Origin of the sequence: Streptomyces sp. TP-A0356 (genome assembly GCF_001417775.1) — a bacterium.
Taxonomy (GTDB): Bacteria; Actinomycetota; Actinomycetes; order Streptomycetales; family Streptomycetaceae; genus Streptomyces.
Genome location: NZ_BBZJ01000018.1, coordinates 198,786 through 217,539 on the forward strand (window position 1 = coordinate 198,786; position 18,754 = coordinate 217,539).

The following is an 18,754-nucleotide window of genomic DNA, read 5'->3' on the forward strand; positions in this document are numbered from 1 at the left end:
CGGCGCGGGACGCGTAGGGCCAAGGGCACGGCCGAGGCGCGGGACCACAGGACGGCCGGGGCGCAAGGGCCACGGAACGGCCAGCGCAGGACGCGAAGGGCCAAGGCACGGCCGAGGCGCGGGGCCATAGGACGGCCGGGGCGCAAGGGCCACGGAACGGCCGGCGCCGGACGCGTAGGGCCAAGGGCACGGCCGAGGCGCGGGGCCACAGGACGGCCGGGACAGGAGGGGCAGGAGCGGGGGCGTAGGTGAGTTATCCACAGGCTGGGGGCCTCCTCGGCGGGAAGTCGGCCGGGGCAGGCACTATGGGGCCATGACTGAGAGCAACGGGTCCACCTCGCCGGAGCGCGGCGGGGACATGCCGGACTGGGAGAAGCGCTTCCGAGCGCCGCGGGTTTCGCTGCCGGACTGGGCGGAGGACGCACCGCACCGCTCGCTGTTCGTGTCCAACGCGACGGGGACGTACGAGCTGTATGCGTGGGACCGCACCACGGGTGAGCAGCGCCAGGTCACGGACCGGCCGAACGGCACGACGGACGGCCTGCTCTCCCCGGACGGCGAGTGGATCTGGTGGTTCGACGACACGGACGGGGACGAGTTCGGGATCTGGAGACGCCAGCCGTTCGTGCCCGGTGACCCGGGCGCGGCCTCCGGGACCGACGAACCGGCGGCTCCCGGTCTGGAGCCGTCGTATCCGGCCGGGCTCGCGATCGGACGGGACGGCCGGACCGCGGTCGTGGGCCGCTCGACCGATCAGGACGGCTCGACGATCCATCTCGTACGGGCCGGTCAGGACCCGATGGAGATCTACCGGCACCGCGAGTCGGCCGGGGTGGGCGACCTCTCGCGCGACGGTTCGCTGGTCGTCATCGAGCACACCGAACACGGCGACGCGATGCACTCGGCGCTGCGCGTGCTGCGGCCGGACGGCTGGACGGTGGCGGAGCTGGACGACACCAAGGGCGGCACGGTCGAGCTGGGTCTGGAGGTGCTCGGCTTCGCGCCCGTCGACGGGGACACGCGTCTGCTCATCGGGCACCAGCGGCGCGGCCGGTGGGAGCCGATGGTCTGGGACGTCGCCACGGGTGAGGAGACGGACCTGGCGCTGGAGCTGCCGGGTGATGTGGCCGCGGAGTGGTATCCGGACGGCTCCGCGCTGCTGATCGTGCACAGCTTCGAGGCCCGCAGCGAGCTGTTCCGCTACGACCTGGCGACGCGCGAGCTGGTTCGGGTGCCGACGCCGCCGGGCTCCGTGTCGGGGGCGACGGCCCGCCCCGACGGGACCGTGGAGTATCTGTGGTCGTCGGCGGCCGAGCCGCCGGTGGTGCGGTCGACGTCGGGCGAGGTCGTGCTGGATCCGCCGGGGATGAGGGCGCCCGGGTCGGTGCCCGTGGAGGACGTGTGGGTGGAGGGGCCGGGCGGCCGCATCCACGCGCTGGTGCAGAGGCCGGCGGGGGCGCGCGGGCCGCTGCCGACGGTGTTCGACATCCATGGCGGTCCGACCTGGCACGACAGCGACTCCTTCGCGGCGGGCCCGGCGGCCTGGGTGGACCACGGGTATGCGGTGGTGCGGGTCAACTACCGCGGCTCGACGGGATACGGGCGCGAGTGGACGGACGCCCTCAGGCACCGGGTCGGGCTGATCGAGCTGGAGGACATCGCCGCGGTGCGGGAGTGGGCGGTGTCGTCCGGGCTCGCGGATCCGGAGCGGCTCGTCCTGACGGGCGGCTCCTGGGGCGGCTACCTCACACTGCTCGGCCTCGGCACCCAGCCGGACGCGTGGACGATCGGGATCGCGGCGGTCCCGGTCGCCGACTACGTCACGGCGTACCACGACGAGATGGAGGCACTGAAGGCGATGGACCGGACGCTGCTCGGGGGCACGCCGGAGGAGGTGCCGGAGCGGTTCGAGGCGTCGTCGCCGCTGACATACGTCGATGCGGTGAAGTCACCGGTGTACATCTCGGCGGGGGTGAACGACCCACGGTGCCCGATCCGCCAGGTCGAGAACTATGTGGACCGGCTCACCGCCCGGGACGCGGTGCACGAGGTGTACCGGTACGAGGCGGGGCACGGCTCGCTGGTGGTCGACGAGCGCATCAAGCAGGTGCGGCTGGAGCTGGACTTCGCCGAGCGGCATCTGGGGGAGGTGACGAGCGGCATCTGAGGGAGCGGGAGGGGACGGCGGCCGGCGCGGGAGGCGGCGTACGGGGCATGCGCGTGTGCCCCGTACCCCGGCCCCACGGGCAGGCCCGCGGCGGCGGCACCGTACCGTTGAGGGCGTGTACCGGTTTCTGCTGACGCCCCGCTGGTGGGGGATCAACGTCTTCGTGCTGCTGGCCATCCCCTTCTGCGTCTTCATGGGGTCGTGGCAGTTGAGCCGGTTCGAGGCCCGGGTGCACGACCAGCGGACGGCGAGTGAGCAGGCCTCGGCGGCCCGGAAGGAGGCGGCCCGGCCACTGGACGAGCTGCTGCCGGTGGACAAGCGGACGTCCGGGAAGCGGGCCACGGCCACCGGCCGGTACGGGAAGCAGTTGCTGGTGCCGGACCGGGAGCTGGACGGCAGGCGCGGGTTCTACGTACTGACCATGCTGCGGACCGGCGGGGGGAAGGCACTTCCGGTGGTGCGGGGCTGGCTGCCGGGTGACGCGGACCCCGCGAAGGCGCCCGCCGCGCCGGCCGGAGTGGTCACGGTCACGGGAGCCCTGCAGGCCTCCGAGAGCCCGGGGGCGAACGGGGTGGGCGCCGGCGGCGGTCTGCCCGCCGGGCAAACCTCGGCGATCAGCTCCGCGTCGCTGGTGAACCTGGTGCCGTACGACGTGTATCCCGCGTGGGTCACCCTCGACAAGGGCGACAGCGGGATGAAGGCGGTACCGGCGACGGCACCCGTGGGGACCGGGCTGGATCTGAAGGCGTTCCAGAACCTGGGCTACACCGGGGAGTGGTTCGTCTTCGCGGGCTTCACGGTCTTCATGTGGTTCCGGCTGCTGCGGCGCGAGGTGGAGTACGCGCGGGACGCGGAACTGGGACTCGTCACGGAGGGTCCGGACTCCGGGCCGGAGACCGGAAGCAGCGCGGCGACGGCTTCCGGGACCTCCCCGGCTCCGGGGGCGGCGAACGACGACGGCACATCGGCCCCCGGAAGCGAGAGCTCGGCCGAAGGCCACACGCAGGCCACCGGAAGCGAGAGCTCGGCCGAAGGCCCGGCGGAGGCGGCCGGGAGCCGGGCAGCCGGCGACGAGAAGCAGCCCCGCGCCACCAAGGCCTGAGGCCGGCCGACCGCTGAGCCGAATTTACCTGCCCCGGCCACCATGCCCCGGGCCGCCCGGCCGCCGCTGTGCGTGAGGCCCGGCCGCTGCTGGGACCCGGCCAGGACCTACCGAGCCACGCCCGCCCGGTGGCCTGTCGTCGTGCCGTTCAGGAAGAAGTGGGCAGCATGCCCGTGTGGTAGACCGTGCCGGCGCAGGCGTTGGGGATGGTCGTCGTGGAGGTCGCGGAGCCGGGCTCCACGCTGTGGGAGACCGCCACGCTGCCATCGGCCACGCCGGCCTCCGTCATCAGCTGCGGTGAGGTACCGCCGCCGCTCGCGGTCGCGGCGCCGCTCGCGGACGCGCTGTCCGAGGGGCTCGGGTCCGGGGACGGGCCGCCGGTGCCGCCGCCCGTGGTGGGGCAGGTCCCCGAGGGGACCCAGGCGAACTTGACCTCGTACGCGCCCCCTGGCTTGAGCACCAGGGAGGTGACTTCCTGGGCCGTGTCGGGCAGGCCGGTGGCCGGGTCGCCCGAGACATGGTTCAGCACGCTGATCTTGGTCGGGTCCGCAGCGCCCTGGGCGAGTGCGGACACGCTGCCGCCGCCCAGGACGGTACAGCTCGCGGTGGAGACGTTGGCGACGCGGAAGGTGCCGTAGACAGTGCCGGTGGAGTCCGGCGCACCCACGGTCGGGGTCGCGCGGCCGAGTTGGGCCGCCGTACACGGGGGTGCGTTCTGCGCGGATGCCGTCGGGTTGGCTCCGCCGGTGGCCCCGCTGGTGGCGCCCTTGCCCTTGTCCTCCTTGCCCTTCTGGCCGTCCTTGTCCTTCTCCTTGGTCGTCCCGGAGGAGCCGGCCGCGCCGCTGGAGCCGCCGTCCGGGCCCTTGCCCTGGCTTGTGCCGCCCTGCGCCTGCGAGGCCTGGCCGGCGATGGACGGGTCGGCGTCGGAGCCGGTGGCGTTCGAGACGTGGACGAGGGCCGGGATCGCCGTGCCGATGAACAGGGCGGCGGCCGCCATACCGACCACTGCCTGCCGCTTGCGGGCCCGCCGGGCGGGTACCGCATGCCGCAGATGGTCCAGGGTGCCGTCACGCGGCTCGATGTCGCGCACCGCCTCCTGCAGCATCCGCCGGAGAGCCAGCTCGTCCGAACCGAGCCCGTCGGGCGCCGCCTCGGACTCGTGGGGCGCGCCCCCGGGCCCCGCGGACTCCGGGCCCGACCCATCGGCCCCGGGTCCACCGTGCCCAGACCCACCGAGCCCAGACCCACCGAACCCAGACCCACCGAGCCCAGACCCACCGGCCACGGACCGGTCGTCCCCGGACCGGTCGTCCCCGGACCGGTCGTCCCCGGACCGGTCGTCCCCGGCCCGGTCGTCCCCGGCCCGGTCGGCGTCGAAGCCACCCCGGCCGAGGCCGCCGAGTGCCGACAGGAGCCGGTCCCGCCCGGCACCGAAGCCGTCGTCGCCACCCGCACCCAGGCCCTCGCCACCCGCGCCGGAGCCCTCGGAACCCGCGTCCGGGATGGCGCGGTCCGGTCCGGCGTCGTGACGACCCTGGTCGTCGGGGCGGTGGTTCACAGTTCCGTTCCCAGCATGGTGCTCGTGCTCGTCCTCGGGCTCGCGCCGGTCCGTCGGCTCGCGCCACTCGTAGGGCTCGTGTCGTTCGTGGGAGTCGCGCCCCCTGGCGGCGGAGCGCCGCTCGTCGTACTCGCTCATGCCGGCGCCCCCATGGCGGCACGGAGCGCCGCGATGCCGCGCGAGCCGTACGCCTTCACCGACCCCAGCGATATGCCCAGCGTCTCCGCGACCTGAGCCTCGGTCATGTCCGCGAAGTAACGCAGCACCAGCACCTCGCGCTGGCGGCGCTGCAGACCCTTCATCGCTCTGATCAGCGAGTCGCGCTCCAGCTGGTCGTAGGCGCCCTCCTCGGCGCTCGCCATGTCCGGCATCGGCTTCGTCAGCAGCTTCAGGCCGAGGATGCGCCGGCGCAACGCCGAGCGCGAAAGATTGACGACCGTCTGACGGAGGTACGCAAGCGTCTTCTCCGGGTCGCGGACGCGCTTGCGCGCCGAGTGGACGCGGATGAACGCCTCCTGCACCACGTCCTCGCAGGACGCGGTGTCGTCGAGGAGGAGCGCCGCGAGGCCCAGCAGGGAGCGGTAGTGGGCGCGGTAGGTCTCGGTCAGATGGTCGACCGTGGTGCCGACGGCCATCGTCTCGTCAGCGCTCTCGCGCTGGTCCGGTATGCGGGTGGGCCGCGCGGCGGGCATGGGCGCGATCACCGGCATGCCGCCGGGCGCGCCGGGCATGCGGGGGCGCCGGGGCGGACGCAGGGCCGTGCCCCTCGTCTGTACCGCGGTGAATTCGAGTACCTCTGCCACGCCAGTTGGACACGTCTTCCCCCGTCAGGGTTGTACGCGACAGGCATCACGTTCGTGTCGGGCAGCACGTCCGTCTGCACGTCCTGTCGTGCGCCCCCCAGCACACCGGACCGCGCGTCAAGTGCCCTCATGCGTACCAGCTCTTCCCTTATGCCCCGTGTGTGGTGGCGCCCAGCCCCCGGAAGGCGACCGCAAAGACGCTCCCCGCCCTGCGCGTGGTTGCGAGGGCGGGGAGGGAAATCTTCGAACGCCGAGAGGCTTCGATTCAAGTGGTCCGGACCAGCGACCGGGCCAAGGAAACGACTCCGATCCTACAAACGTTTGAGCCAACGGCAGGAAGTCTCTCGGCCACCGGACATCGACCACCGCAGAACATACGCGTGGGAGAGTGCCTCAGCGCGAGGCGGTGTCTGACGAGGCACCCAGCTCTGCCGCCACCAGCTCGGCGATCTGCGCGGTGTTCAACGCGGCGCCCTTGCGCAGGTTGTCGCCGCACACGAACAGTTCGAGCGCCGTGGGATCGTCCAGAGCGCGGCGTACCCGGCCCACCCAGGTCGGGTCCGTGCCCACCACGTCCGCGGGTGTGGGGAATTCGCCCGCCGCCGGGTTGTCGAAGAGGACCACACCGGGCGCGGTGTCGAGGATCTCGCGGGCCCGGTCGACCGTCACCTCGCCCTCGAAGCAGGCGTGGACCGTGAGGGAGTGCGTGGTGACCACCGGGACCCGCACGCAGGTGACGGCCACACGCAGCTCCGGCAGCCCCAGGATCTTGCGGGTCTCGTCGCGGACCTTCATCTCCTCCGAGGACCACCCGTCCTCGCGCGGCGACCCGGCCCAGGGCACCACGTTCAGCGCGACCGGCTCCGGGAACGGGCCCGTGCGGTCGCCCACCGCGCGCCGTACGTCACCGGGGCTCGTCCCCAGCTCCGTGCCCGCGACCAGCGACAACTGCTGCCGCAGCGTGTCGATGCCCGCGCGTCCGGCGCCGCTGACGGCCTGGTACGAGGAGACGACCAGTTCGCGCAGCCCGAACTCGGCGTGCAGGGCACCGAGGGCCACGATCATCGAGAGCGTCGTGCAGTTGGGGTTGGCGACGATGCCGCGCGGACGCACCCGGGCGGCATGCGGATTGACCTCCGGAACGACCAGGGGCACCTCGGGGTCCATCCGGAACGCGCCCGAGTTGTCGACCACGACCGCACCCCGGGCCGCGGCGACGGGCGCCCACTGCTCCGCGACCTCGTCCGGTACGTCGAACATCGCCACGTCGACCCCGGACAGCGCGTCCTCGCAGAGCGCCACGACCTCGACCTCCTCGCCGCGCACGGTCAGCTTGCGGCCGGCCGAGCGCGGCGAGGCGATCAGGCGGATCTCGCCCCAGATGTCCGCGTGCTGGGACAGGATCTGGAGCATGACCGTGCCCACGGCCCCGGTCGCTCCCACGACCGCGAGCGTCGGCCTGCCGGTCCGCGCCGTCATCGACGCTCCGTGCGCCCCGTGCCCCCGCCGAGGAGGGCGGTCATCGGCCGGTGCCTCCGTAGACGACGGCCTCGTCGCTCTCGGAGTCCAGGCCGAACGCGGAGTGCACCGCGCGGACCGCCTCCGGCACGTCGTCCGCGCGCGTCACCACCGAGATGCGGATCTCGGAGGTCGAGATCAGCTCGATGTTCACGCCGGCGTCGCTCAGCGCCTCGAAGAAGGCCGCCGTGACGCCGGGGTTCGTCTTCATGCCCGCGCCGACGAGCGAGATCTTGCCGATCTGGTCGTCGTAGCGCAGTGAGTCGAACCCGATGGCGCTCCTGCCCTTCTCCAGGGCGTCGATCGCCTTGCGCCCCTCGGTCTTCGGAAGGGTGAAGGAGATGTCGGTGAGACCGGTCGACGCGGCCGACACGTTCTGCACGACCATGTCGATGTTGATCTCGGCGTCGGCGATGGCGCGGAAGATCGAGGCGGCCTCGCCCGGCTTGTCCGGCACACCGACGACCGTGATCTTGGCCTCGGAGGTGTCGTGCGCGACACCGGAGATGATGGCCTGCTCCACCTTCTTGTCCCCTTGCTCAATCGGCTCGCTGCTGACCCACGTGCCCTGCAGCCCGCTGAAGGAGGAGCGGACGTGGATCGGGATGTTGTAGCGGCGCGCGTACTCCACACAGCGGTGGAGCAGCACCTTGGACCCGGACGAGGCCAGCTCCAGCATGTCCTCGAAGGAGATCCAGTCGATCTTCCGGGCCTTCTTCACCACACGCGGGTCGGCGGTGAACACACCGTCGACGTCCGTGTAGATCTCGCACACCTCGGCGTCGAGGGCGGCGGCCAGCGCCACCGCGGTCGTGTCGGAGCCGCCGCGCCCCAGGGTCGTGATGTCCTTCTTGTCCTGGCTGACGCCCTGGAAGCCGGCGACGATGGCGATGTTGCCCTCGTCCAGCGCGGTCCGGATGCGCCCCGGCGTGACGTCGATGATCCGGGCTTTGTTGTGGACCGAGTCGGTGATGACACCTGCCTGGCTGCCGGTGAACGACTGGGCCTTGTGACCCAGGTTCTTGATCGCCATGGCCAGCAGGGCCATGGAGATCCGCTCTCCGGCGGTCAGCAGCATGTCGAGCTCGCGCCCGGCAGGCATCGGGGAAACCTGCTCGGCGAGATCGATCAGCTCGTCCGTCGTGTCGCCCATCGCGGAAACGACCACAACCACCTGGTTGCCGTTCTTGTTCGCTTCCACGATCCGCTTGGCGACGCGCTTGATGCCCTCGGCATCGGCTACGGAGGAGCCTCCGTACTTCTGCACGACAAGGCCCACGTGCGCTCCTCGCTCAGTCCGTCTCTTTCCGCACCTGCGCATGTGCAGTGCGGTCGGCTCAGTCTATCGAGCGGCCGAATCACCCTTCCGGGATACCGCATGGTGAGATGTCCCGCTCACGCCGGGTTCACCCCGCTTTTCTTCGGATGCACCGCGGACGTACGACGGTTTTCACCGCCGCCCACCACGGCGAACTCCGGCCGCTCCGGGACGCACCTGCCCCCGCCCCGGACTCCGTACTCGCAACGTGCCGCGTGTCACAGGCGGGGGTGGGGAAGTGCACGCGACCAGCCCTGCCGACCTCGGGTTCCTGACGGAAGGCGACGATGTCGTGACCTTCCGCAGTCGTCACTTGACCGTGCGCAGCCCGAGCGGACCCGCGATCTCCTGTGCCATGACCCGGCCCGCCTCCTCCGCGAGGATCTCGTCGCCGGGGTCCTGGTCGGTGTCGAGGCCGTCGAGCTCCTCCAGAGGCTGGTTCAGCCGCACGTGGGCGACCACCGACTGGAGTGCGCGCAGCGTCGCGGACGCGGTGGAGCCCCAGTTGGAGAAGTACGAGAACTGCCACCACCACAGCGCCTCGGTGGTGCGGCCGGCACGGTAGTGGACCATGCCGTGGCGCAGATCCGTGATGACGTCCGCCAGGTCGTCGGAGATACGGGCCGGGACCGGCGCCTTGCGCGGCTCGTACGGGTCGAAGACCTCCGAGTAGATGTCGATGGGGTCCAGCATGGTGGCGAGGTGTTCGCGCAGTTCGTCGACGTCCGGTTCCGGGCCGGGGTCCGGCTCGTAGCGCTCGTCCGGCACGATGTCCTCGTGCGCGCCCAGGCGGCCGCCGGCCAGGAGGAGTTGGGAGACCTCCAGCAGGAGGAAGGGGACGGCCGAGTCCGGCTCGTCGCCCTTCGCGACCTCCGTGACGGCGACCAGGAAGCTCTCGATCTGGTCCGCGATCTGGACCGCGAAGTCGTCCGGGTCCTGCGTCGTGGAGTGCAGCGTGGCGTCAGACATCTAGGAGTCGTCTCCCCTCGAAGGCGCGGCCGAGGGTGACCTCGTCCGCGTATTCCAGGTCGCCACCCACCGGGAGGCCGCTGGCCAGGCGGGTGACCTTCAGGCCCATGGGTTTGATCATCCTGGCGAGGTACGTCGCCGTGGCCTCGCCCTCCAGGTTCGGGTCCGTGGCCAGGATCAGCTCGGTGACCGTGCCGTCGGCCAGCCGCGCGAGCAGTTCCCTGATGCGCAGGTCGTCCGGGCCCACGCCCTCGATCGGGCTGATCGCGCCACCCAGGACGTGGTAGCGGCCCCGGAACTCGCGCGTGCGCTCGATCGCGACGACGTCCTTCGGCTCCTCCACCACGCAGATCACCGACGGGTCGCGGCGCGTGTCACGGCAGATGCCGCACAGCTCCTCCTGCGCGACGTTGCCGCAGGTCGCGCAGAAGCGGACCTTCGCCTTCACTTCGAGCAGGGCCTGGGCGAGCCGGCGGACGTCCGTCGGCTCGGCCTGCAGGATGTGGAAGGCGATCCGCTGCGCGCTCTTGGGACCCACGCCGGGCAGCCGACCCAGCTCGTCGATGAGGTCCTGGACCACGCCTTCGTACAACGGACTGCCTTTCCTGGAGAGCTTCGGTACGTACGGTAGCCGCGCTCGGTCTCTTGGTACGTACGGTAGTTGGCCCTCGCCTTTCTTAGAAGGGACGAGCCGGTGGACTCAGAACGGCAGGCCGGGGAAGCCTCCGCCAAGCCCCTGGGCCAGCGGGCCGAGCTTCTGCTGCTGGAGGCTCTGCGCGTTCTCGTTGGCCGCCTGGACCGCCGCGACGATCAGGTCGGCCAGCGTCTCCGTGTCCTCCGGGTCCACCGCCTTGGGATCGATGACCAGGGCCCGCAGCTCACCGGCGCCGGTGACCGTGGCCTTCACCAGGCCGCCGCCCGCCTGACCCTCGACCTCGGTCCGCGCCAGCTCCTCCTGGGCGTCCGCCAGGTCCTGCTGCATCTTCTGGGCCTGCTGGAGCAACTGCTGCATGTTGGGCTGCCCACCACCGGGAATCACGATCAGCTCCTGGTTTCGTACGGTTCGGCTGTCAGGGTTTCGCACGGCTGTCAGGGCGGGGTTTGCCGCCTGGCACGAGCCTACGTGGTCACCGGGACGATCGCTCCGCTAGTCCGTCCGGACTCAGGCCGGACCCCTCACGAAACTCTTTCGAGTGAGTTTGCGGGTGGTTCTCCACCCGACCCAGGCCTACTTCCGGGCGGAAATGCGATGAAACCCGGGTTCTCGGCACCCGTTGGACGGTAGGAAGGGTCCTGCGCTTCGGCACCATGCGTCACGAATCCATCGCGCAACGTGCACGATGTGGCGGCGCAGTACCGCGGAACGCATCGGGGACGTCATAGCCGTACGTAGGGAGTGCCGGGTGAGTCAGCCGGAGATGCAGCCCGAGGGTCCGCTCCAGGACGGGCGGGACGACGGGGCGGCGGGGCTTCGGCCGGGCGACCTCTTGGGGCGGCCGTTCCCACACGGTGACTGGGGAGAGCCGGCGCAGCGCCTCGACGAGCTGTACCGGTGGGTGGAGCGCCGCGCGCTGGAGACGGCGGCCTGGTATCTCGCCAACCGGGTGTGGAAGCGACGGGCGGCGCGGGCGCTGCGCGTGGGCGCGGTGGCGGGGGCGGTGTGCGGGGCCGCGCTGCCGCTGCTGGAGCTGACCGGGGCGACGGGCGGGGTGGCGCCATGGGCGTATCTGTCGCTGCTGCTCGGGGCGGCGTGCGTGGCCGGGGACCGGTTCTTCGGGGTGACGTCCGGGTGGATAAGGGACGTGGCGACCGCGCAGGCCGTACAACGGCGGCTGCAGACGCTGCAGTTCGACTGGGCGTCGGAGTGCGTGCGAGAGGTGCTGGGGCCGACGGAGGGGACCGCGGGGGAGGCGGCGGAGCGGTGCCTGTCGGTGTTGCGGCGGTTCTCGGAGGACGTGACGGAGCTGGTGCGGTCGGAGACCGCCGACTGGATGGCGGAGTTCCGGACCGGGTCCGCGCCGCTGGTGATCCAGTCGGCGGGGGCGGCTGCGCCACGGACGGAGGGTGCGACGCCGGGACGGTTCGCACCCCCGACGGGGACCCGGCCGAACATGCCCCGGCAGCGACCGCCGGAGACCCGGTAGCCGGGCCGGCCGGGGGCCGTCAGCTCTCGGCGCAGATCCTCAGGCCCACCGGGGTGCCGCAGGGAAGGTGTCCGTGGGTGCGGATGACGTTCTGGCCGTTGCCCTGGCTGATGTAGGTGAGGAAGCTGGAGGCGAGGGAGTCGGCGGGCGGGCGGCCGTAGGTGTACGCGTACTCGATCTCCCGGTACGGGTAGTCGCTCCCGCCGTGTTCGAGCTCGTCGACGGACGGGTGGTGGCCGTCGAGGGCCGGCAGCCGCAGCCCCGTGTGCCCGGCGGCGAGGTTGAGTTCGCTGTAGCCGATCGCGCCGGGCAGCGCGGCGACCGTGTTCAGCACCTGCTCGGTGGAGTCGAGTTCACAGCGGACGACCGGAGCCGTCGTATCGTCCTTGTGGACGCAGTCCAGCGAGGAGTTGGCGATCTCGCCGCGCCCCAGGACGCGGCGCTGGAACACCTGCCGGGTACCGGAGTTGGCGTCGCGGCTGACCAGCAGGACCGGTCGATCGGGGCCGCCGAGCTGCTTCCAGTTCGTGATCCGGCCGGCGTACAGCCGACGTACGTCGTCGATCGACAGGTTCGTGAGCGGGACGTCCTTGTTCATCACCAGCGCGAAGACCGACACCGCCACCCGGGTCTCGCTCAACTGCGACAGACCCTCGGGCTTCGGGCCGTCGGAGAGGGCGACGACCGGCGGCGAGCCCTTCGCCGACTGCTGCCCAGTGGCGGCGAGTTCGCGCACGCCCGCGGTGCTGCCGTGTGCGTCCACCGTGATGACGGAACCCGCGCAGTCCTTCTCGTACTTCTTCGCCAGCTCCCGCATCACGGGCTCGAACGCAGTCGACCCGGTGACCGTGAGCGTGCCCTTCGCGCAGCCGATGGGCGGTCGCGTGTCGTCCCGGGCCACCACGATCGTGGCCAGGGTGATCACGCACACCGTCAGCAGCACGGTGATCAGCCGGGAGGCGCGGCTGAACAGGGGCGGCTTGTCGTCCGGGGTCGTACTGCGGTTGGGGCGCACCTCCCCGTCGCGGATGCCGCCGATGAGCCGGATCCCGTTGCCCACGTCGCCGCCCGACAGCAGCACGAGCAGCTTGAAGTGGTCCCCGCGGTTGAGCGGGACGCGCGGGATGCGCAGCGTGTTGCCCTCGTAGCCGAAGCCGGCCGCCGGGGTGAAGTGGTCCATGAGGTGGTCGGTGCCGGACGGCTGTGTGACCGACGCCCCACGGACCGTGCGGTCGGTGAACACCGCGGTCAGACCGTGGACTTCACGGCCCGTGTAGTCGTTGTCGGCGATGCTCTGCGAGCCGTCGTTCTCGATGCGCAGCAGCACGAACGTGGCGTCGGCCATGCCGGAGGCCTCGTCGAACCAGCCGAGCCGTACGTTGGCCCGTCCCGAGCGCACGTTGTCGCCGATCGGGTTGTCCATCTGGACGCGGTACCCGATCCTCTTGCGCCGTGGCACCCGGCGCTCGTACCAGACCATCCCCGCCGATGCCGCGATACCGAGAACCGCGGTCCCCACAGCGACGATGTTCTCCGGGCTCACCCACGCCACTTGGCCACTCCCCCGAGCCGACGGTGCGGACACCGTACGGCCCGCTGGGAGAACATTTCGGACACGAGGGGGGAAGTTCAGCGGGTGTTCAGCGAGACTTCCTGATGTTCCGTCAGGGCTGCTGCGCCATGGCGGTGTTGGAGTGCGTCAGCGCTCCTTCGTGTACGTCAGGGAGCCGCCGTTGCTCGTGTTCACACGCCTGAGTCGGCCGTCCGGGAGGATCGTCAGTTCCGTCGCGGCGCCCGGGGTGCACGAGGACGCCGGCGCGCCGACCGTGACCGTGGACGACGCGATCCTCAGCGGGCCGCCCGCGGTGGGCCTGGCGGCCAGCTTCGCTTCGAAGACACAGCGGTACGTGCCCGCGCCGGCCGGGCCGTCCGCCGTCAGGGAGAGCACGGTGTCGCCCACCTGGCCCTGCTGGATGACCAGGCGGCGAGTGCTGTGCCCGGTGGCGTTGTCGATGGCGGCGGTCCAGGTGCCCAGGTAGGCCTCGGGCACGGCCCCGGCGGAGGGCGACTGGGCGGTGGGGCTCGCGGTGCCCGGGGTCGAGGGCGGGGGCGTGCCGCGGCCGGGGGTCGCGGGCGCGGTGGAGGCGGAGGGCAGACTGCCGCCGCCGCGCTGCGGGGTCCCGTCGCCCCGCATGAGCGCGTACACCGAACCGCCCGCGCCGAGCGCCACGACCAGGGCGACGACGATCAGCGCGGCGGTGGAACGACCGGAGCGGCGCGGTGGCTCCTGCTGTCCCGGGTCGCCGTAGGGGTGCATGCCGTACGGGGGCGGGCCGTACGGCGGTGTGGAGCCGAGGGCGGGGCCGGGGCCCCGGGCCGGGGCCTGGGCGCCGCCCCAGCCTCCTCCGCCGCCGTGCGGGTAGCCGTACGCGGGAGGCTGGGGGTGCTGCTGGGGGTAGCCGTAGGCGGGATGGGGGGCGGGCGGTGCGCCCGGCGGGGGCACGGCGCCGGGTGCGACCACCTGGGTCGGCATCCGGTCCAGGTCGGCGGGCCGGCCGGGCGGCGGCGGAGCGGCGCCGTCCGGCTCGTCGAGGGCGGGAGCGTGCTCGGGAGTGGCCTGCGGCACCACGGCCGCCGGGCGCCGCTTGGTCAGGTCCACGGGAGCCGCCGGGGCCCCCTCGCCGGAGCCCGCGGTACGCACGCCGCCGCCCGCCGCGGGCCCGACGGAACCCGCCGCACTCCCGTCGGCCCCCGGGAGGCGTCCGTCCGCACCGGCCCCATGTCCGTCCACCACACCGGCCCCCCGACCGTCCGGACCGTCCACGGGACCGTCCGAGCCGTCCACCGGGCCGTCGGCACCCACCGCGCCGACCGGATGCCCGTCGGCGAGGGCCGCCCCACCACCGCCGGCTTCCCGCCCGCCGGTCCCCGCCGACGGCACCCCGTTCGCCGAGCCCGCCGTGTCCGACCCCTCCTCCGGGTCCTCCGTGTCCAGCAACTGCACCGCGTGACGGCCCAGTTGAGCGACCAGGGAGCCGGGCAGCCAGGGGTCCCGGGTGCGGCCGCCGGAGAGCGTGTCGTCGGCGCCGGTCCGTTCCAGGACCTGTGCCGGCGTGGGCCGGGCGGCCGGGTCCTTGCGCAGACAGTCGCGCACGAGGTCGGCGAGGCTCTCGGGCAGACCCGCCAGATCGGGGTCCTCCTGGGCGATGCGGAACATCAGGGCGTGCACGCCGCTGTTGGCGCCGCCGAAGGGAAGGACGCCCGTGGCGGCGTAGGCGAGGACGGAACCCAGGCAGAAGACGTCGCACGCGGGCGTGATGCGGTCACCGCGCACCTGCTCGGGCGCCATGAACCCGGGCGAACCGACGAGCGCGCCGGTGCGCGTGAGTCCGGCGCCGCCGAGGGTCTCCAGGGCGCGGGCGATACCGAAGTCGATGACCCGCGGCCCGTCGATGGTCACGAGGACGTTGGAGGGCTTGAGGTCGCGGTGGATGAGTCCGGCGGCGTGGATGTCCTGGAGGGCGTGCGCGAGTCCGGCGGCCAGGACGCGCACGGAACGCTCCGGCAGGGCGCCGTGGTCGCGCGAGACGACGGTCTGCAGGGCGGGGCCCGCGACATAGCCCGTGGCGACCCACGGGACGACGGCCTCGGTGTCGGCGTCGAGGACGGGCGCGGTCCAGTACCCGCCGACCCGCCGGGCGGCCTGCACCTCCTGACGGAAGCGGGCCCGGAACTCCTCCTGCTCGGCCAGCTCCCGCCGCACCAGTTTCACGGCGACCGTACGGCCCCGGTCGGAGCGCGCCAGATACACGCGCCCCATGCCTCCGGCACCGAGCCGCGCGAGCAGCCGGTAGCCCCCGATGCGCTGCGGATCCCCGGCCCCGAGCTTCTCCACCGCCGCGTCACCTCCCCCTGCGTGTGCGACAGCCAGAGAATAGTGCCGCCGTACGGGGAGAGTCGGCCCCGCCCGTGTCTACGGTTCCGTAACGGGCCGGGCGACCTCGTCCCGCGCCGCCGAGGGCCACTCCGGTACCCGTACGGTCTCGGCGAATCCCGCGTCCCCAGGGCCTCCGCGAGCCGGTCGGCGAGGGCCGCGTGACCAGGGCGATCCGTGCCACGGCCGCCCGGCCGGCCTCGGTCGGGGCGAGCAGCTCGGCCCCCCGGTGGGCGGGGCTGGGCGGTTACTCGGCGGGGCGCTCCATGAGGAGGCCCGCGACCCGCCGCACGCCCTGCCGTGCATGCCCGCGACCCGCCGCACGCCCTGCCGTGCATGCCCGCGACCCGCCGCACGCCCTGCCGTGTATGCCCATGACACGGGCGATCCCGGACACCGGCGGCGGCCCGGACAGGCCGGCCCCGAGGGCCTGCCACCGGGCGGCGATCCGACCGGCCGGCCGGGCCACGTCCTGCGCGACGGCGAGGAACCGGCCATCGAGCCGGAAGACTGCGGGTCCCCGCGGCTGAGCGGCTCCTGCCGCTCCCGGCCCGGGCACAGACCCCCGAGCGCCCTGTCGGGGCCGATACGCGGGCCGCCGAGCGAGACGACCGGCTCCCTGGGGCCGGGCCGGCGGTGCGGATCCCGTACCCGGCCAGGGCGAGGTGCGGTCGTGTGTCCGGTCTCCCCGTCGGCGGGGGTGTCGTACACGGCGAGGTGGACGGGTGTGCGGCTCGTGGCTCCTCCTCCGGCGCACCCGGGCAGGTGTGAGCAGGCCGTGATGACGACAGTCACCCGACAACCTGTCGCGTTCCCGTCCCGACCGCAGACAGGACGCCGATGTCGCGTCCGCATCCCGGACACCTACCCTCGGGCGCATGACCCCTCAGACCGACCCCCAGGCCGGCGCTGCCGTCAAGGCCGCGGACCGTGCGCATGTCTTCCACTCCTGGTCAGCGCAGGAGCTCATCGACCCGCTCGCCGTCGCCGGTGCGGAGGGGTCGTACTTCTGGGACTACGACGGCAACCGCTACCTCGACTTCACCAGCGGGCTCGTCTTCACCAACATCGGCTACCAGCACCCGAAGGTCGTCGCCGCGATCCAGGAGCAGGCCGCCACCCTGACCACGTTCGCCCCCGCCTTCGCCGTGGAGTCCCGCTCGGAGGCCGCCCGGCTGATCGCCGAGCGCACCCCGGGGGACCTCGACAAGATCTTCTTCACCAACGGCGGCGCCGACGCCATCGAGCACGCCGTCCGCATGGCACGGATCCACACCGGGCGGCCCAAGGTGCTGTCCGCGTACCGCTCCTACCACGGCGGCACCCAGCAGGCCGTGAACATCACCGGCGACCCGCGCCGCTGGCCCTCCGACAGCGGCTCCGCGGGCGTGGTGCACTTCTGGGCGCCGTTCCTGTACCGCTCGCGGTTCTACGCCGAGACCGAGCAGCAGGAGTGCGAGCGGGCGCTGGAGCACCTGGAGACGACCATCGCCTTCGAGGGGCCGGGGACGATCGCCGCGATCGTCCTGGAGACCATCCCCGGGACCGCCGGGATCATGGTCCCGCCCCGCGGCTACCTCGCGGGCGTCCGTGAGCTGTGCGACAAGTACGGGATCGTCTTCGTCCTCGACGAGGTGATGGCCGGGTTCGGGCGGACCGGCGAGTGGTTCGCGGCCGACCTCTTCGAGGTGACCCCCGACCTCATGACCTTCGCCAAGGGCGTGAACTCCGGCTATGTCCCGCTCGGCGGCGTCGCCATATCCGGGAAGATCGCCGAGACCTTCGGGAAGCGGCCCTATCCGGGCGGTCTGACGTACTCCGGGCACCCGCTGGCCTGTGCCGCCGCCGTCGCCACGATCAACGTCATGGCGGAGGAGGGCGTCGTCGCGAACGCCGCGGTCGTCGGCGCGCAGGTCATCGAGCCGGGACTGCGCGAGCTGGCCCGGCGGCATCCGTCGGTGGGCGAGGTGCGCGGCGTCGGCATGTTCTGGGCCCTGGAGCTGGTGAAGAACCGCGAGACCAGGGAGCCGCTGGTGCCCTACAACGCGGCGGGCGAGGCGAACGCACCGATGGCCGCGTTCGGCGCCGCCGCGAAGGCGAACGGCCTGTGGCCCTTCATCAACATGAACCGCACGCATGTCGTCCCGCCCTGCACCATCACGGAGGCCGAGGCGAAGGAGGGCCTCGCGGCACTGGACGCGGCGCTGTCGGCGGCGGACGAGTACACCCAGTAGGAGACGAGCACACCGAGCAGGGGACGAGTACACCGAGCAAGGGACGAGTACACCGGGCAGGACGCGCACGGGGGGCAGACCGTATACACCGAGTGAGCGGCAGAACGCGCACACGGACCGGCCGCAAGAGGCCCCCGACGTGCGCGGGGCTCCCGCACCCCCACCGCGTAAGGTGACGTGTTCGAGAGGCACACGAACCCGTACGCGGATGGGGGACCACGACCACCATGCCCGGCAATCGCGCCGTTACTCGCAGCACCCTGCGACAGCAGATCGCCGACGCGCTCCGCGACGAGGTGCTGGCCGGCCGACTGCAGCCGGGGCAGGAATTCACGGTGAAGGAGATAGCCGAGCAGTACGGCGTCTCCGCGACCCCCGTCCGCGAGGCCCTGGTCGATCTGTCGGCCCAGGGCCTCCTGGACGCCGTCCAGCACCGCGGCTTCGAGGTCCGCGCCTACTCCCTCGACGACTACCGCGACATGATCGACGCCCGCAGCCTCGTCACCGACGAGATCTTCCACCGGCTCATCGACGGCGCCGGGAAGACCGCCGCGGACGACGCCCGCCACACCGCCACCCTCACCGTGGTGCGCCGCCGCGGCGAGGAGGCCCAGCGGGCGGCCAGCGCCGGCGACCTGAACATACTCATCGGCTACGACCTGCGCTTCTGGCGCGAGCTGAGCGCCCTGCACGGCAACCCCTACCTCGCCGACTTCCTGCACCGGCTGCGCGTGCAGTCCTGGGTCTGCGTGGTGCAGCACCTGCGCGGGGTCACCGAGCTGAAGGGCCGCCTGTGGGCCGGGCACACCGAACTGGTCGACGCCCTCGCCCGCCGGGACCACGTCGCGGCGCACGCCGTCGTCACCGCGTACAACAGGCACTCGCTCGCCCTGCTCGAACGGCAGGCCGCCGGCTGAACCGCCGGCCCGTCGTCGCACGGCCGGGCCCGGCACGGAGCGGATCGGCGGCGTGTGGGTATGGGACGTGCAGGGCTGCGGCGCTGCGCG

Annotated in this window: 14 protein-coding genes; 5 read left to right on the top strand and 9 right to left on the bottom strand. The window is 72.5% G+C overall.

The genetic code is table 11. The annotated features are described in order from the left end of the window. The first annotated feature begins 313 nt into the window (after positions 1–313). Positions 314–2,167, top strand: coding sequence for a prolyl oligopeptidase family serine peptidase (locus ASC56_RS16090; RefSeq protein ID WP_055492097.1), 1,854 nt, complete (start codon positions 314–316; stop codon positions 2,165–2,167). A gap of 115 nt (positions 2,168–2,282) precedes the next feature. After that, complete coding sequence (locus ASC56_RS16095) at positions 2,283–3,269, top strand: SURF1 family protein (protein ID WP_079102530.1); 987 nt, start codon at positions 2,283–2,285, stop codon at positions 3,267–3,269. 148 nt (positions 3,270–3,417) lie between these two features. On the opposite strand, the gene ASC56_RS41920 is transcribed toward ASC56_RS16095, so the two are convergent. From ASC56_RS41920 to ASC56_RS16130, 7 genes are all read right to left on the bottom strand, one after another. Next, the gene (locus ASC56_RS41920; protein ID WP_234376968.1) at positions 3,418–4,965 is read right to left on the bottom strand and encodes a hypothetical protein; all 1,548 of its coding nucleotides are present in this window, start codon (positions 4,963–4,965) and stop codon (positions 3,418–3,420) included. Beyond that, a complete protein-coding gene (locus tag ASC56_RS16105) occupies positions 4,962–5,630 on the bottom strand; it encodes a SigE family RNA polymerase sigma factor (RefSeq protein ID WP_079102531.1) in 669 nt (222 codons plus the stop codon). Before ASC56_RS16105 ends, ASC56_RS41920 begins: the two co-directional genes overlap by 4 nt. A 393-nt stretch (positions 5,631–6,023) precedes the next feature. Then, positions 6,024–7,109, bottom strand: coding sequence for an aspartate-semialdehyde dehydrogenase (locus ASC56_RS16110; protein WP_055492098.1), 1,086 nt, complete (start codon positions 7,107–7,109; stop codon positions 6,024–6,026). 40 nt (positions 7,110–7,149) lie between these two features. Continuing rightward, complete coding sequence (locus ASC56_RS16115; protein WP_055492099.1) at positions 7,150–8,427, bottom strand: aspartate kinase; 1,278 nt, start codon at positions 8,425–8,427, stop codon at positions 7,150–7,152. A 348-nt stretch (positions 8,428–8,775) separates the two neighbouring features. Beyond that, complete coding sequence (locus ASC56_RS16120) at positions 8,776–9,435, bottom strand: DUF5063 domain-containing protein (RefSeq protein ID WP_055492100.1); 660 nt, start codon at positions 9,433–9,435, stop codon at positions 8,776–8,778. Further along, a complete protein-coding gene (gene recR, locus ASC56_RS16125) occupies positions 9,428–10,027 on the bottom strand; it encodes a recombination mediator RecR (protein ID WP_055492101.1) in 600 nt (199 codons plus the stop codon). Before recR ends, ASC56_RS16120 begins: the two co-directional genes overlap by 8 nt. Positions 10,028–10,135: 108 nt before the next feature. After that, on the bottom strand, positions 10,136–10,474 hold the full coding sequence (locus tag ASC56_RS16130) for a YbaB/EbfC family nucleoid-associated protein (protein WP_055492102.1): 339 nt from the start codon (positions 10,472–10,474) through the stop codon (positions 10,136–10,138). A 364-nt stretch (positions 10,475–10,838) separates the two neighbouring features. Between ASC56_RS16130 and ASC56_RS16135 the strand changes: the two genes are divergently transcribed. Next, positions 10,839–11,579 (top strand): SLATT domain-containing protein, encoded by a 741-nt coding sequence (locus ASC56_RS16135; RefSeq protein ID WP_055492103.1) that lies wholly within the window; start codon positions 10,839–10,841, stop codon positions 11,577–11,579. A gap of 19 nt (positions 11,580–11,598) precedes the next feature. On the opposite strand, the gene ASC56_RS16140 is transcribed toward ASC56_RS16135, so the two are convergent. Together ASC56_RS16140 and ASC56_RS16145 are read right to left on the bottom strand one after the other, a co-directional pair. Further along, positions 11,599–13,131, bottom strand: coding sequence for a substrate-binding domain-containing protein (locus ASC56_RS16140; RefSeq protein ID WP_055492104.1), 1,533 nt, complete (start codon positions 13,129–13,131; stop codon positions 11,599–11,601). 147 nt (positions 13,132–13,278) lie between these two features. After that, on the bottom strand, positions 13,279–15,474 hold the full coding sequence (locus tag ASC56_RS16145) for a serine/threonine-protein kinase (protein WP_055492105.1): 2,196 nt from the start codon (positions 15,472–15,474) through the stop codon (positions 13,279–13,281). Between the two features lie 917 nt (positions 15,475–16,391). Between ASC56_RS16145 and ASC56_RS16150 the strand changes: the two genes are divergently transcribed. Further along, a complete protein-coding gene (locus tag ASC56_RS16150) occupies positions 16,392–17,747 on the top strand; it encodes an aspartate aminotransferase family protein (RefSeq protein ID WP_055492106.1) in 1,356 nt (451 codons plus the stop codon). Positions 17,748–17,974: 227 nt separating this feature from the next. Beyond that, positions 17,975–18,664: a GntR family transcriptional regulator gene (locus ASC56_RS16155; RefSeq protein ID WP_055492107.1), complete on the top strand. Its 690-nt coding sequence runs from the start codon at positions 17,975–17,977 to the stop codon at positions 18,662–18,664. Positions 18,665–18,754: the final 90 nt, after the last annotated feature.

Coding starts and splice junctions, on each gene's coding strand:
- ASC56_RS16110 (WP_055492098.1), bottom strand. CDS start 7,109: ATGACGGCGCGGACCGGCAGGCCGACGCTCGCGGTCGTGGGAGCGACC.
- ASC56_RS16090 (WP_055492097.1), top strand. CDS start 314: ATGACTGAGAGCAACGGGTCCACCTCGCCGGAGCGCGGCGGGGACATG.
- ASC56_RS41920 (WP_234376968.1), bottom strand. CDS start 4,965: ATGAGCGAGTACGACGAGCGGCGCTCCGCCGCCAGGGGGCGCGACTCC.
- ASC56_RS16155 (WP_055492107.1), top strand. CDS start 17,975: ATGCCCGGCAATCGCGCCGTTACTCGCAGCACCCTGCGACAGCAGATC.
- ASC56_RS16120 (WP_055492100.1), bottom strand. CDS start 9,435: ATGTCTGACGCCACGCTGCACTCCACGACGCAGGACCCGGACGACTTC.
- ASC56_RS16150 (WP_055492106.1), top strand. CDS start 16,392: ATGACCCCTCAGACCGACCCCCAGGCCGGCGCTGCCGTCAAGGCCGCG.